The sequence below is a fragment of the Amycolatopsis sp. WQ 127309 genome, assembly GCF_023023025.1.
In the GTDB taxonomy this organism is placed as follows: Bacteria; Actinomycetota; Actinomycetes; order Mycobacteriales; family Pseudonocardiaceae; genus Amycolatopsis.
On record NZ_CP095481.1, the window covers coordinates 2222931 to 2236942 of the forward strand.

A 14012-nucleotide genomic window follows, 5' to 3' on the forward strand; every position below is an offset into this window, starting at 1 on the left:
GCGTCTCAGAGCTCGTCCAGGAGCTTGGCGAACTCGCTACCGAACCCGACGCGCTGCGCGATCATCTGCAGCTGTTCGTCCGGGTACAGGTCGACCTCGCCGACGATGACCTCCAGCTCCGGCGCCGGCAGCCCGAGGTCCGCGAGGATCTCGAGGTCGCCTTCGGGCCAGACGGAGTCGTCTTCCTCGTCCGGCGGTTCGACGCGCAGGACGTCGAGGACGTCCGCCGCGATGTCGTAGTCGAGTGCCGCCGCCGCGTCCGAAAGCAGCAACGCCGGTCCCCGCGGGCTCGGCCGGACGAGGACGAAGAACTCGTCGTCGACCGCCAGTAGCCCGAAGGCCGCGCCGGTGGAACGTAGTTTGCCCAGTTCAGTGATCGCCGCGTCCAGCTCTGTCAACGCCCCCGGGTCGAGCGCACTGCACCGCCACCGACCGTCCTCCCGGACCACGGCTACCGCGAAGCCCGTGACCGGCTCATCCACCGCCATGCGCACACCGTATTCCGCCGCTCGACCGAGCGCACGCACGGTGCGCCCGAAGCGCCGCATGGGGCACTATCGGGAGCATGACCGGCCCCACTGACCTGCCCACCTTGCCCGGCACGCCGTTCGCCGGCCTCCTCGACGACGCGCGGGCGCTGCAGGAGCGCACCGTCGCCTTGCGACGCGCCGTGCACCGGCACCCGGAACAGGGCCTCCACCTCCCGATCACCCAGGCGGCCATCCGCGAAGCCCTCGCCGACCTGCCGTTGGAGATCACCGAGGGCAAGGCCGCGACGTCACTGACGGCCGTCCTGCGCGGCTCCCGGCCCGGCCCGGCGGTGCTGCTGCGCGGCGACATGGACGCGCTGCCGCTGACCGAGGCGACCGGGCTGGACTTCGCGTCCGAGGACGAGGAGTCGATGCACGCGTGCGGGCACGACACGCACGTGGCGATGCTCGCCTCCGCCGCCCGGCTGCTCGCCGCGCGGAAGGACCAGCTGGCCGGATCGGTCGTGTTCATGTTCCAGCCGGGCGAAGAGGGCCACCACGGCGCCCGGTTCATGATCCACGAAGGCGTGCTCGACGCCGCCGGGACGCGGGTCGAGCGCGCGTTCGGCGTCCACATCCTCGCCAACCTGCGCAGCGGGCTGCTGGCGGTCCGGCCGGGCACGCAGATGGCGTCGGCGGACTCGTTCTTCGTGCGCGTCACCGGCAAGGGCGGGCACGGTTCGGCGCCGCAGCACACGATCGACCCGGTGCCCGCGGCCGCGGCGATGGTCGGCGCGCTGCACACGATGATCACGCGCCGGGTCAGCGTGTTCGACCCGGCCGTGCTCTCGGTCACGCGGATCCAGGCCGGCACGACGTCGAACATCATCCCGGAGACCGCCGAGCTGGAGGGCACGATCCGTGCCCTGTCCGAGCACACGCGCGCGCTGGTCCGCGCCGAGGTGCCGAAGGTGTGCGAGCAGGTCGGCGCAGCGTACGGCTGCCGCGTCGTCGCCGACGTCGGGCCGGGCTACCCGGTGACCGTCAACGACGACCGCGTCGCCGCCGAGGTCCTGACGATCGGCGAAGCCGTGCTCGGCCCGGAGAACGTCGAGCTGATGGCCGACCCGATCATGGGCGCCGAGGACTTTTCCTATGTCCTGCAACGCGTTCAAGGTGCGTTCGCGTTCCTCGGCGCGTGCCCGCCCGGCATCGATCCTGCCGAAGCCGCGGCGAACCACTCGAACCGCGTGCTCTTCGACGAAGACGCGATGCCGAACGGGGTCGCGATGCTGGCCGCCTTCGCCCTGGACGCCCTCCGCTAGGGCCCGGAGCGCGACGGGCGGCCGTCCTCCAGGTGCCCGGCGAAGCGCCGGCGCCACCCCGGCGTTTCGAACGTGACGTCGTACCAGCCGTTCGCCGTCACCACCGGGAAGTCGTGCTCGTCGCTCGGCGGGATCGTGACGCCGTTGAGCGCGACCGGCGTCGCTCCGGCGTTGGTCACCGTCACGCGCAACGCCGGTGTCGCCTCGAACGTGACGGCGGCGTCGAGGCCGGGCCCACTACCCGACGCTTCCACCAGGAAGCCGTTCGGGCCGTGGATCGCGACGTCGTAGGACGCGCCGTACGCGACGTCGCCCGTCACGACGCCGCTCGGCGGGACGTCGAAGCGTTGCACCGTCGCGCCCGCGTGGTAGGCGTGCGCGGAGAGCTGCAGCGCCTGGGTGCCGTGGTTCGCCAGGTGCAGCTTGAGCTCGCCCGGCTCCACAGTGGCCCAGGCGACCGGCTGGTACGGCAGCGGACGCGCCTTCGCGGTGCCGGACTCCTGCGTCAACGCACCGGGCCGCACCCCCGGCTTCGGCAGCCGTGCCTGCGTCCGGTCCACTTCTGCGCGCAGCGCGGCGACGTCCGGCAGCAGCGGGATCGTCGTGTCGTGCGTCCGGAAGTCGAAACAGCTGGTCAGGTCGCCGCAGATCGCCCGGCGCCACGCCGAGATGTTCGGCTCCTTCACACCCGTCCAGGTCTCGAGGAACCGCAGCACCGACGTATGGTCGAAGACCTGCGAGTTCACCCAGCCGCCGCGGCTCCACGGCGAGATCACGGTCATCGGCACCCGCGGCCCCAGCCCGATCGGCGCCGGCGGCCCGGACGGCGCGCCCCTCGCGGGCCGGTTCGCCGGCAGGAACTCGCCGGGCGTCCCGGGTGGCGGGGTCGGCGGGAGGACGTGGTCGAAGAACCCATCGTTTTCGTCGTAGTTGATGAACACGACGGTGGATTCCCACAGTTCCGGCTTGTCCCACAACGCTTTCAGCATTCGCTGGACGTACGCGGCACCGTCGACCGGCCGGGCCGCGGGGTGCTCGCAGTAGCCGTAGGGCGCCACGACCCACGACACCGCGGGCAGGGTCCCGGCGTCGCAGTCCGCGAGGAACTCGGCCAGCACGTGGTCGAGGTCCTGGCCCCGGCCGGAGTCCGGCTTGAGCTTCGTGCGCAGGTTCGCGCGCTCGGCCAGCCGTTGCTTCACGGGGTCCATCGAGTACAACGCGTCGTGGTAGTTCCGGAACAGCCACAACGGGTTGTCGCCGTAGTCCCCGACGAAGTGCTCCGGGACGCCGCGCTCCTCGTCGTTCGCGTAGATCCGCCACGAGACCCCGGCGGCTTCCAGGCGCTCCGGGTACGTCGTCCAGCGGAACGACGGCTCGTAGTCCGGGAAGTTGTGGGTGACCGGACCGCCCGCGACCCCGTCCGGGTCGATCGTGCCGGTCCAGTGGAACAGCCGGTTCGGCTGTGTCGGCCCTTGGATCGAGCAGAAGTAGTGGTCGCACAGGGTGAACGCGCCGGCCAGCGCCCGCTGGAACGGGATGTCCTCACGCGCGAAGTGGCCCATCGTCATCGGGCTCTTCGCGGCGATCCAGCCGTCGTACGCGCCGCCGTTCCACGCGCGGTGCGTGCTGTTCCAGTCGTGCGGCAGCTCGCCGAGGTCCTGACCGTCCACCACGGACGTGTCGATCCGGAACGGCAGCACCGGGTCGCCGCCACCGCTGCCGCGTTGCCGGAAGACGTCACGCAGGGCCGCGCGGTCACCGAACCCGCGCACCCCGGCCATCGTCCCGTAGTAGTGGTCGAAAGACCGGTTCTCCTGCATCAGCACCACGACGTGACGGACGTCGTCGATCGTGCCCGTGCGCGACGCCGGCAGCGCGCACGCCACGGGCAGCGCACCGGCCACCGTCACCGCCGCGGCGCCACCGAGCACCGTCCGCCGCCGGATCCGGCCCATGCCCACCTCCTCGGCGCGAGCTTTCCGCACGTCAGCACGCCGGGCAAGGAGTACCGTCGCCGCCGGGAGAAAGGTGGAGCCATGCTCGACTCAGCGGATCTGGTCGCCTTCGCACCGTCGACCGACCTCGAACGCTCACGTGCCTTCTACACGGATGTCGCCGGGCTCGAGTTCATCGAGCAATCTCCCTTCGCCTGTGTGTTCCGCAGCGGTGGCACCATGCTGCGCGTCACCGCTGTGCAGGAGTTCACGCCGCACCCGTTCACCGTGCTCGGCTGGGCGGTGGCCGACATCCACGCGGCCGTCGCCGAGCTGCGTGCCCGGGGCGTCGAGTTCCTGACCTTCGACACGCTGCCACAGGACACCGACAAAATCTGGACCACGCCCGGCGGCCGGATCGCCTGGTTCCGCGATCCCGACGGCAACGTGCTGTCCCTGACCGAGTTCACTGGTAATTAAACAACAGTGTTGATTTAATAGGTCCATGACCGATGCCGAACGCCTCGCCCAGCTCGCTGACCAGGAGGAACGCCTCCAGTTCACGAAGTTCGACAACGAGACCGCGCTCGCCCTCGGCGCCCAGCTGCTGGCCGCCGCGCGGGAGCGCGGGCTGGCCGTGACGATCTCCGTCCGCCGCAACGGCCAGCGCCTCTTCCACGCGGCGCTGCCCGGGACGTCGGCCGACAACGACGCCTGGATCGAGCGCAAGAGCCGCGTCGTCGACCGCTACGGCCACAGCTCCTTCCTGGTCGGCACGCAGTTCCGCGCGAAGGGCAGCACGTTCGAGGAGGACTCCCGCCTCGACCCGGACGTCTACGCGGCCCACGGCGGCGTGTTCCCGGTGCTGGTCCGGGGCGTCGGACCGGTCGGCACGGTCGGCGTGTCCGGCCTCCCGCAGGCCGACGACCACGCGTTCGTCGTCGAGCAGCTGGAGCTGTTCCTGGCGTCCTGAAATTCTTCGAGCGGGTTTGTCGATCCGGGGTCCGCCTCGGACGACGCGTCTTCCGAGATCCCCGATTCGAGGAGGCACCATGGCCGAACTGATCGTCACGACGTTCCTGTCCCTGGACGGCGTCTACCAGGGTCCCGGCGGCGTCGAGGAAGACCCGTCGGGCGGCTTCGACCAGGGCGGCTGGGTGACGCCGTTCTACGAGGACGACATGGCCGCCTACGCCGCCGAGTGGCTCGGCCAGGCCGGCTCGCTCCTGATCGGCCGCCGGACGTACGACATCTTCGTGCAGTACTGGCCGAAAGCGACCGACCAGGACGACCCGGTCGCGGTCGCGATGAACACCCTGCCGAAGTACGTCGTGTCCCGCACGCTGCCGGGTTCGGACTGGTCCGGCGTGTCCGTCGTCGACGGCGACGTCGTCGAATTCGTCCGCGAGCTGAAGGCGCGGCCGGGCGGCGAGATCCAGGTCCACGGCAGCGGCGACCTGCTGCAGACGCTCATCGCGCACGACCTCGTCGACGAGTACCGGCTGTGGCTCTACCCGGTCGTCCTGGGCCAAGGCCGCAAGCTGTTCCCGGAGGGCGTGGCGCCGAAGTCGTTCGAGCACGTCGAGACGCGCCGGACGTCGTCGGGCGCGAACGTGCTGGTCCTGCGCCCGGCCGGGAAGCCCCGCCACGACACGTTCCGGCTGGTGACGGAGTAATTCCGTCGCGGCGCCGGACGCCGCTGGCTACCGTGGACGCATGATGCGCGCCATGACGACGACGCCGGAGAGTGTCCCGGCGCGCTGAACGACGTTTCCAGCCCGGGGCGGTTGCCCCGGGCTTCGTCTTGTGGTCACCCGCCTCGCCGTCCACGAGGAGTCCACAATGCACGATCACCGCAAGCTCGGCCGCGAGCTGGAGCTGTTCGGCTCCGACCCGCTGATCGGCGCCGGCCTGCCGTACTGGCTGCCCGACGGCGCCATCGTCCGCCACAGCCTGGAGGAGTACGTCCGCGACGTCGAGCGTCGCGCGGGGTACCGGCACGTCCATTCGCCCGTGCTCGGCAAACGCGAGCTGTACGAGATCTCCGGGCACTGGTCGCACTACCGCGACGACATGTTCCCGCCCATGGATCTCGGCGGCGAGCAGGTCGTGCTGCGGCCGAGCCTCTGCCCGCACCACGCGCTGATCTACCGGTCGCGCGGCCGCAGTTACCGCGAGCTGCCACTGCGCCTGGCCGAGCTCGGCGGGATGTACCGCGCCGAGCTGTCCGGGGTGCTCGGCGGCCTGAGCCGGGTGCGCGCGATCCAGCTCAACGACGCGCACGTCTTCTGCACCCTCGACCAGGTCGAGGACGAAGCCGCGGCCGCGCTGGCCCTGATAAGGCAGGCTTACGACGCTCTCGGCATCCGCCCGGCGCGCTACCGGCTCTCACTCGCCGGGGACACCGGGAAGTACGTCGGCGACGGGGAAATGTGGGCGCGGGCGGCGCGAATCCTCCGTTCGGTCCTCGACCGCAGCGGGCTCGAGTACGACGCCGTCGAGGGCGAAGCGGCCTTCTACGGACCGAAGATCGACGTCCAGGTCGCCGACAGCGCCGGCCGCGAAGCGACCTTGTCCACCGTCCAGGTCGACTTCCACCAGCCGGCGCAGTTCGGCCTGGAGTACGTCGGCGCGGACGGTGCGAAACACCGTCCGGTGATGGTCCACCGCAGCATCATCGGCAGCATCGAGCGGGCGATGGCGCAGCTGATCGAGGTCCACGGCGGCGCGTTCCCGGCCTGGCTGGCGCCGGTGCAGCTGCGGTTGCTGCCGTTGTCCGACGCGGAATTGCCTTACGCGCAACGGATTCAGAACGACGACCTGCGCATCGAGGTCGTCGACGCGTCCCGCGGCAGCCTGGGCGCGCGCATCCGCGACGGGCGGCTGGTGCCGTACCAGGCCGTGATCGGGCCTCGGGAGGTTTCGTCGGAGTCGCTTTCCTTCCGGCTGCGCGACGGAAGCCAGGTGGCGGCGCGACCGGCGGCGGAAGCGCTGGCCGCGCTGGCCGACGAGATCAGGAAACCGCTGCGGCGAGCCAATCCAGCGCCGGCGTCAGGCTTTCCGGAGCCGACCAGCCGTTGATGACGGCGAGCAGCTCCAGGTAGCGCTCGCGACGTGGGTCGTTGACGACGACGAGCCATTCCCGCAGCCGGCCGGGTTCGCGCCCGAGGCCGTCGACGATCGCGGCGGCCTCGGGCGAATCCGGCGGCACTCCGGCGTCGAGAGCCGGTGTGACGGCGACGCGGACTTCGGCGGCCAGGTCACGGCGCAGGCCGCCTTCGTGCTGGTCGACGAGCCGGCGCAGGACCGCGCGGAACTCCGGGTCCTGGGCCAGCTCGGCCAGCTCGATCCACGCCTCGACCTGCGCGGACGCCGGGTCGTCGGGCAGTTCGGGCGTCAGCGTGCGCGCGATGCCCGCGAGTTCGGGACGGTCGCCGAGCGCGGCACGGAGGAAGTCGTCGATCAGCCGGCGACGCTCGGTGTCCGTCAGGTGGGCCAACTGGTTCATGAGACTTGTCTCCTCGGGTGACGAACCACGCTCCGCGACGGCGGTCAGGACAGCGCGACGCAACCGCAGCACCCGGATCTGGACGTCCAGGGCTCCGACGTGCCGCGCCGCGACGTCGGCGACGGTGACTTCGCCGTCGACGATCCGCCGGATCGTGGCGACGTCGACACCCAGTCCGCGAAGGGTGCGGATCAGGTCGAGCCGCGCGAGTGCGGTCGCGTCGTAGAGGCGGTGACCTGCGGAATTGCGCTCGTCCGGCGGCACGAGACCGCGGTCGGAGTAGAAGCGAACGGCCTTGACCGTGAGGCCGGTCAGCCGGGCCAGTTCGCCGATCGAGTACCGCATGCCGGTCAGCGTGACACCTCCCCCGAGGGGAGGCGCAAGGGTCGTTTCACCTCATCGTGTCGATCACATGTTCGATGAATGGCGGTAAAGTCGATCACGTGGAAGCAACAGTCAGTGAGCGCGTGATCCCGAAAGCCGATGGCGAACGTCGCGGAGTTCTTCGCGGGAGACACCGGCATCGAGCAGATAGTGCTCGACGTCGAAACCGTCGAGGGCCGCCAAGACGGCTCCTTCGGTCGTGGTGCCTCGCTTCGCGAGAATGGCCTCGATGACCGGCTCTTGGTCGTCGAGGCCCATCGCGGCGAACAGTGCCTTGAGGGCCTCGGCCGACATGTCGTAGTCCGCGGCGATCGCCCGGGGTTCGACACCGGCCAGCGCGAGCAACAGGAGCGTGATCAGCCCGGTCCGGTCCCGACCGGCACCGCAGTGGAACAGGACACCGCCGGGAGCGGCGTGCGCGATCGCCTTGATGACGGCGGCGCAGCGGCCGGCTTTCCGCTGGAGGAAGAGGGGGTAGTAGAGCGGGCTGCCGTTGAGCTGTTCGCGGTTGACCTGCTGCCAGAGCTCGACGTCGTCGATGTCGTCGAGCGGCACTTCGAGCCGGTCGATGCCCGGCGTAGCCGAGGTCGCGGAGGGTGCGGTGAACCGCGCCGAACCCGCCTGCGCTGTTCGCGATTCGGCCGTAGGCCGGATCTCGTCGTCGTTGCGCAGGTCGACAATGGTGCGGACACCGGCTTCACGAGCTTGGGCCCAGCCCGCGTCGGTGACGAAACGCAGGTCCGCCGACCTGAAGAAGGCGCCGTAGCCGGTCGTCTCCCCGGACTTGGTCGGCAGGCCGCCGAGGTCCCTGGTGTTGAAGAAGCCGTCCCAGGCCACCGCCCTGCTCATGGTTTCGCACCACCTCAGGTTTCTTCGCGGATCCGGGTCACCAACTGCGTCGGATTCACGAACCGTAACGCCACGACGAGGAGCAACAGCATGGAACCGGTGTAGATCGTCGCCATCGCGTCGACCGACTGGTTGGCGCGGATGCCCGCGGCGAACACGGAGTTGTAGAGGGCCACGACGAGGGTCGTCGAGTCCGGGCCGGCGGTCAGGAACGTCAGCTCGAACATGCCGACCGTGCGCACCAGCACCAGGATCGACGCGGCCAGGATGCCCGGCAGCAGCAACGGCCCGAGGATCCGGGTGAACACCGACAGCGTCCGCGCGCCCGACATGCGCGCGGCGGCTTCGATCTTCGGGTCGATCTGCTCGATGAACGGCGTCATCGTGAGCACCACGAACGGCACCGACGGCACCAGGTTCGCCAGGATGACTCCGGTGATCGAGCCGGCCAGGTGGAACTTGTAGAGCACCGTCGCCAGCGGGATGCCGTAGGTGATCGGCGGGATCAGGATCGGCAGCACGAACAGCAGCATCACCAGGCGCTTGCCGGGGAACTTCCGGCGAGCCAGTGCGTACGCGGCCGGGACACCGACCGCCACCGACACGGTGATCACCACAAGAGCGACGATCGCCGTCGTGAGGAGGACGTCCGAGAGGCCGAACTCGCGCCAGGCGTCGGCGTACCAGTGGGTGGTGAAGCCGTCCGGGAGCCAGGTGCCGAACCACTGCACACCGAACGAATCGACGACGACCGAAAGGACCACACCAGCGAGGTTGACGAAGAAGAACGCGACGACGGCCCAGACGACCCAACGTCCGGGACGCGCGACCCAACCGGTCATCCCTTGCCTCCGGTCGCTCCGCGGTACAGCGTGCCGCGCCACGCCATGACCAGGCCGATCACGATCAGCATGAGCACCGCCATGATCATCGCGACGGCCGAGCCCATCGAGTAGTCGTACTCCTCGAACGCGGCGTGGTAGGCCGCGATCGAGATGACGCGGGTCTCGTTCGCCGGGTCGCCGACGAGCTGGGCCGACGGGAACACCGAGAACGCCATCACGAACGAGAGGCAGAAGGTGATCGCCAGGCCGGGTGCGAGCAGGGGCAGCGTGATCCGCCGGAAGCGCTGCGTCCAGCTGGCGCCGAGCGTCGCGGCCGCCTTCTCCAAGGAGGGGTCGATGCCCGAGAGATAGGACAACGTCAGCAGGAACGAGAAAGGGAAGCCGGTGATGACCAGCGACAGGAGCACACCCGTGTAGTTGTGGATCAGCGGCAGCGGCTCGTCGGTGATCCCGAGGACCGTGAGCACCTTGTTCAGCCAGCCCGACTGGCCGCCGTACATGATCAGGCCCTGCGCGGTGAGCACCGTGCCGAGCGTGATCGGGACGACCAGGATCGTCGTCAGGAGGCGCTTGCCGCGCACGCGGCCGCGCAGCACGTAGGCGATCGGGATGCTGGCGAGGACGTTGATGAACGTCGCGGGCAGCGCGATGCCCAGCGTCGTCCAGATCGTGTCGCGCAGGTACGGATCGCCGAAGAACCTGGCGTAATTGGCGAAGACGCCGCCCTGGCGCGGGGCGAACGACAACTGGAGGCCGTAGAGGAACGGATACAGGAACAGGCACGCGGTGACCAGCAACCCGGGCACCAGGAGCAGCAGCACGCGGTCGATGCCGCGTTCGGCCAGGCGGTGGCGCAGGGCCGGGCGGGCAGCGGTCACGGCGGTCGTGGAGTTCGCGGAGGTCGTGGCGGTCACGGCGCGAACACCAGGACCCGCTCGGCCGGGACGCCGATCTTCACCGGGTCGCCGGGGGCGAGGCGCTTGTCCGTGCGGAAGTAGACCGGGACCCCGTTCGCCAAGCGGGCCGAGACCGACAGCTCGCGGCCGTGGTACTCGACGATTTCCACCGTGACGTCGAGGGCGTTCTCGGCGCCTTCGCCCACGACGAAGTCCTCGGGGCGGATGGCGACCTTGGCCGGGCCGTCCGTGAGGGCGTCGCGGTTGGTGCCGGTCAGGCGGACGCCGTCGCCCTCGACGGTGACCGGCGAACCAGTGGCCGCCGAACCGGTGACGGACGAGCCCGCGGCCGACGAGCCGAGGGCCGCTGAACCGGCGGGTGGTGAGCCGGCGGTGCCGGTGGCGCTCGTGAGCGTCAGGTCCAGGAGGTTGCGGTAGCCCATGAAGGAGGCGACGTAGCTGTTCACCGGCTGGGCGTAGACCTCCTCGGGGGTGCCGATCTGCTGGACCGTGCCCTCGCGCAGCACGACCAGGCGGTCGGCGAGCGAGAGCGCCTCCTCCTGGTCGTGGGTGACGTAGACGGTGGTGAGGCCGAGGGTCTGGTGGAGGCGGCGGATCTCCATCCGCATCTCGAGGCGGAGCTTGGCGTCCAGGTTGGACAGCGGCTCGTCCATCAGGACGACCGCCGGCTCGAGCACCACGGCCCGCGCGATCGCGACGCGTTGCTGCTGGCCGCCGGAGAGCTGGGCGGGGAACTTCGCCGCGTGCTCGGTGAGCTGGACGAGCCGGAGCGCCTCGTCGACGCGTCGGCGGAGCTCGGCGCGGGCGACCTTGCGCATCTGGAGGCCGAAGCCGACGTTCGCGCGGACGGACAGGTGCGGGAACAGCGCGTAGTTCTGGAAGACCATCCCGAACCCGCGTTGCTCCGGTGGGCGGCCGTCGATGCGGGTGTCGTCGAGCCAGATGCTGCCGCCCGTCAAGGGCAGGAGGCCGGCGAGGCAGTTGAGGGCCGTCGACTTGCCGCAGCCGGACGGGCCCAGCAGAGCCACGAACTCGCCACGCGTGATGGCGAGGTCCAGGCCCTGCAGGGCGTGCGCGGTGCCGAAGCTGCGCGAGACACCGTCCAGCCGCAGCTGCTCGAACGTCACTTCTTGCCGACCTTCGAGCCGCCGACCAGCTGGTTCCACTTGTCGTACGCCTTGACCTGCTGCTCGGCCGGCAGCGACGTCTCCTTGGGGTACTGGGCGATCCACTGCTCGTACTCCGGGCGGCCGAACTGCTTGATCGTGTCCTGGCTCTTCTGCGGCGCCATCTGGAGGGTGACGTCCTTGACGGCCGGGCCGGGGTAGAAGTAGCCGTCGTCGTAGGCGATGGCCTGCTGGTCGGGCTTGAGCATCCACGCGATCAGCTGCAGGATCGCCGACGTCTGGTCACCGGAGAGGCCCTTGGGAATGAGCACGTACTGGGCGTCGGTGACCCAGTGCATCGGCTGCATGATCGCGGTCTTGACCGTGTTCGGCACCGTGCCGAGCTTGCGCGGGTTGATGTCCCAGCCCGTGGTGGACATGACCATGTCGACCGCGCCGGAGGCGAGGTTCTTCATCGCCTCGGTGGTGCCGGACGGGTAGTACTTCACGTACTTGCCCAGCTCCTGCAGGAACGCCCAGGTCTTGTCCCATCCTTTGTCCGGGTCCTTCGGATCCTTGTCCCCGAGGAGGTAGGGCAGGCCCATCAGGAACGTCCGGCCCGGGCCGGAGTTCGCCGGCTGGGCGTACTGGAACTTGTCCGGGTGCGCCTTCGCCCAGTCGAGCAGCTCCTGCGGTGACGCCGGTGGCGTGCCGGCCGCGGCCGGGTTGAACTCCAGCAGCGGGCCCGACGGGTAGTAGACGACCTCGACGCCGTAGCCGTTGGCCAAGTCCTGCATCTTGGCCGCGGGCTCGAGGTAGTTCTGCATCAAGTTCGGGAACCGGCCAGCGAAGTCCGGGAGGACCTTCGCGAGCGTGCCGTTCGCGATACCGGCGGAGAGGCCGTCGGTGCCGCTGAGGACCAGGTGGGTCTGGGCGACGCCGCCGTCCTGCTCGGCCTTGAGCTTGCCCGCCATGCTCGGGGCGGGGGCCGTCGAATAGGTGACCTTCGACAGCACTTCAGGGTGCGCAGCCTTGAAGTTCTCGATCATCTGCTTGGTGAGCTGCAGGTTGCCCGCGATGTCGAGGATGTTGAGCACGACCGGCTTGCTCGGCTTGTCCGGCACGGCCTGCGGGGCCGCTGCCTGGCCGCCGTCGCCGCCGGGGGCGCCGCACGCCGTGAGGCCGGTGGCGAGGCTCACCGCCAGCACCACCCGTCGGAATCGGAAGCCGCTGCGACCCTGCATGGCTGCTCCTTGCCCGTGATAATGTTGTATGTCGCATCATATATCAGATCGGACAGGGCCTTGGCGAGGACTTTCGCGCCTTTCCGGCCGGCCGCGACGACCATGGTGACCGTGATCCGGAAGGGGCCCGATGACGTTCGAGCAGCAGAGGCAGCGGCTTTCCGGGGTGGTGGCCATCCCGGTCACGCCGTTCGACGCCGAGGGCGCCGTCGACGGCCCGACCTACGCGAAGCTCGTGGACCGGCTGGTCACCGGCGGCATCGAGGTCGTGACACCCAACGGGAACACCGGCGAGTTCTACGCGCTCGACGCCGGTGAGGCCCGGCAGTGCCTCGAAGTCACCGTCGAAGCCGTAGCCGGGCGAGCCGGTGTGCTCGCCGGGATCGGGCACGACGTCGCGTCGGCGACGCGGGCCGCGCGGCACGCGCGGGACTCCGGCGCGGACATGATCATGATCCACCAGCCGGTGCACCCGTACGTCTCCGGCGACGGCTGGGTCGACTACCACGCCGCGATCGCCGGCGCGGTGCCGGAGCTCGGCGTGGTGCTCTACGTGCGCAACCCCGCGATCGGCGGCGACCAGCTGCACGCGCTGGGTGTCGCGGCACCGAACGTCATCGGCGTGAAGTACGCGGTGCCCGACCCGGTGCGTTTCGGTTCGGTCGCGCGGGACGCCGGCTTCGAACGGTTCGTGTGGATCGCCGGGCTGGCCGAGCTCTCCGCCCCCGGCTACTTCGCCGTGGGCGCGACCGGGTTCACGTCCGGGCTGGTGAACGTCGACCCGGCGATCTCGCTCGGCATGTTCCACGCACTGTCCACAGGGGACTACCCGGCGGCGATGGCCGTCTGGGAACGCATCCGGCCGTTCGAAGAACTCCGTGCGGCCAACGGGAACGCCAACAACGTCAGCGTCGTGAAGGACGCGCTCGCCCAGCTCGGCTTGTGCCGCCCGGACGTCCGGCCGCCCAGCCGGCTGCTGACGGCGGGCGAGCGGGAACGGCTCTTCGGCCTGCTCTCGTCCTGGGGGCTCTCGTGACGCGCGAATGGCGGCCCGCCGGCGGGCCGGAAGTGCGATGACGCCGAACCACGACTCGCCGGCGAACCACCCTGCGACAGGGGTCCACCGGGCGCGATCCTCGCGGTAGCAACCCCACTGGGCGCCTCGGGTGTCGCTCTACGCGACCACGGGCGGCTGCTCGCCAGCCGAACGGCTGACATGGTTGCGATACACGCGGGCTCGTGCCCGGCGCGGCTCCCGTCCCCGGCCGGAACTTCTCCCGGCCGGAAGGCTCCGGGTGTGCGGTACGTCACCGCCATCCCGATGTGGCCGACTGTACACCTCGGCGTCCACCTGCGGGAATTGCCAATACGGCGGCGGAGTGAGAGGCTTGACCGAGGACGCGGTACCACCGCGACCAGGCCCCAGTGCC

The 14012-nt window shown here is 70.1% G+C and carries 14 protein-coding genes; 6 read left to right on the forward strand and 8 right to left on the reverse strand.

Features of this window, described 5'->3' with window-relative positions:
• Positions 1–5: 5 nt before the first annotated feature.
• Positions 6–488, reverse strand: a complete 483-nt coding sequence (locus MUY22_RS10030) for a tRNA adenosine deaminase-associated protein (RefSeq protein WP_247059016.1) — start codon at positions 486–488, stop codon at positions 6–8.
• 77 nt (positions 489–565) lie between these two features.
• On the opposite strand from MUY22_RS10030, the gene MUY22_RS10035 reads away from it, so the two are divergent.
• Positions 566–1795 carry a M20 family metallopeptidase gene (locus MUY22_RS10035; protein ID WP_247059018.1) on the forward strand — a complete coding sequence of 410 codons (1230 nt, stop codon included), beginning with the start codon at positions 566–568 and terminating at the stop codon, positions 1793–1795.
• Here MUY22_RS10035 and MUY22_RS10040 read toward each other — a convergent pair.
• Positions 1792–3750 (reverse strand): phosphocholine-specific phospholipase C, encoded by a 1959-nt coding sequence (locus MUY22_RS10040; protein WP_247059020.1) that lies wholly within the window; start codon positions 3748–3750, stop codon positions 1792–1794. The two genes, MUY22_RS10035 and MUY22_RS10040, sit on opposite strands and share 4 nt — an antisense overlap.
• Positions 3751–3831: 81 nt before the next feature.
• Between MUY22_RS10040 and MUY22_RS10045 the strand changes: the two genes are divergently transcribed.
• The 4 genes from MUY22_RS10045 to thrS all read left to right on the forward strand — a co-directional run bounded on the left by MUY22_RS10045 (position 3832) and on the right by thrS (position 6810).
• A complete protein-coding gene (locus MUY22_RS10045) occupies positions 3832–4209 on the forward strand; it encodes a VOC family protein (protein WP_247059022.1) in 378 nt (125 codons plus the stop codon).
• 25 nt (positions 4210–4234) lie between these two features.
• A complete protein-coding gene (locus MUY22_RS10050; protein WP_247059024.1) occupies positions 4235–4702 on the forward strand; it encodes a heme-degrading domain-containing protein in 468 nt (155 codons plus the stop codon).
• A 79-nt stretch (positions 4703–4781) separates the two neighbouring features.
• The gene (locus MUY22_RS10055) at positions 4782–5405 is read left to right on the forward strand and encodes a dihydrofolate reductase family protein (protein ID WP_247059026.1); all 624 of its coding nucleotides are present in this window, start codon (positions 4782–4784) and stop codon (positions 5403–5405) included.
• A gap of 130 nt (positions 5406–5535) precedes the next feature.
• Positions 5536–6810: a threonine--tRNA ligase gene (gene thrS / locus MUY22_RS10060; protein ID WP_256475816.1), complete on the forward strand. Its 1275-nt coding sequence runs from the start codon at positions 5536–5538 to the stop codon at positions 6808–6810.
• On the opposite strand, the gene MUY22_RS10065 is transcribed toward thrS, so the two are convergent.
• From MUY22_RS10065 to MUY22_RS10090, 6 genes are all read right to left on the reverse strand, one after another.
• Positions 6743–7582 carry a MerR family transcriptional regulator gene (locus tag MUY22_RS10065; protein WP_247059031.1) on the reverse strand — a complete coding sequence of 280 codons (840 nt, stop codon included), beginning with the start codon at positions 7580–7582 and terminating at the stop codon, positions 6743–6745. The genes thrS and MUY22_RS10065 overlap by 68 nt on opposite strands.
• A gap of 111 nt (positions 7583–7693) precedes the next feature.
• Positions 7694–8470 carry a tyrosine-protein phosphatase gene (locus MUY22_RS10070; RefSeq protein WP_247059033.1) on the reverse strand — a complete coding sequence of 259 codons (777 nt, stop codon included), beginning with the start codon at positions 8468–8470 and terminating at the stop codon, positions 7694–7696.
• 14 nt (positions 8471–8484) lie between these two features.
• Positions 8485–9312, reverse strand: coding sequence for an ABC transporter permease (locus tag MUY22_RS10075; protein WP_247059035.1), 828 nt, complete (start codon positions 9310–9312; stop codon positions 8485–8487).
• Positions 9309–10229, reverse strand: coding sequence for an ABC transporter permease (locus MUY22_RS10080; RefSeq protein WP_247059037.1), 921 nt, complete (start codon positions 10227–10229; stop codon positions 9309–9311). The genes MUY22_RS10075 and MUY22_RS10080 overlap by 4 nt, the downstream gene beginning before the upstream one ends.
• Positions 10226–11359: an ABC transporter ATP-binding protein gene (locus MUY22_RS10085; RefSeq protein WP_247059039.1), complete on the reverse strand. Its 1134-nt coding sequence runs from the start codon at positions 11357–11359 to the stop codon at positions 10226–10228. Before MUY22_RS10085 ends, MUY22_RS10080 begins: the two co-directional genes overlap by 4 nt.
• Entirely contained in the window at positions 11356–12582 is a 1227-nt protein-coding gene (locus MUY22_RS10090; protein ID WP_247059040.1) for an extracellular solute-binding protein, read from the reverse strand. The genes MUY22_RS10085 and MUY22_RS10090 overlap by 4 nt, the downstream gene beginning before the upstream one ends.
• Positions 12583–12712: 130 nt before the next feature.
• Between MUY22_RS10090 and MUY22_RS10095 the strand changes: the two genes are divergently transcribed.
• Entirely contained in the window at positions 12713–13618 is a 906-nt protein-coding gene (locus tag MUY22_RS10095) for a dihydrodipicolinate synthase family protein (RefSeq protein WP_247059042.1), read from the forward strand.
• Positions 13619–14012 lie beyond the last annotated feature (394 nt).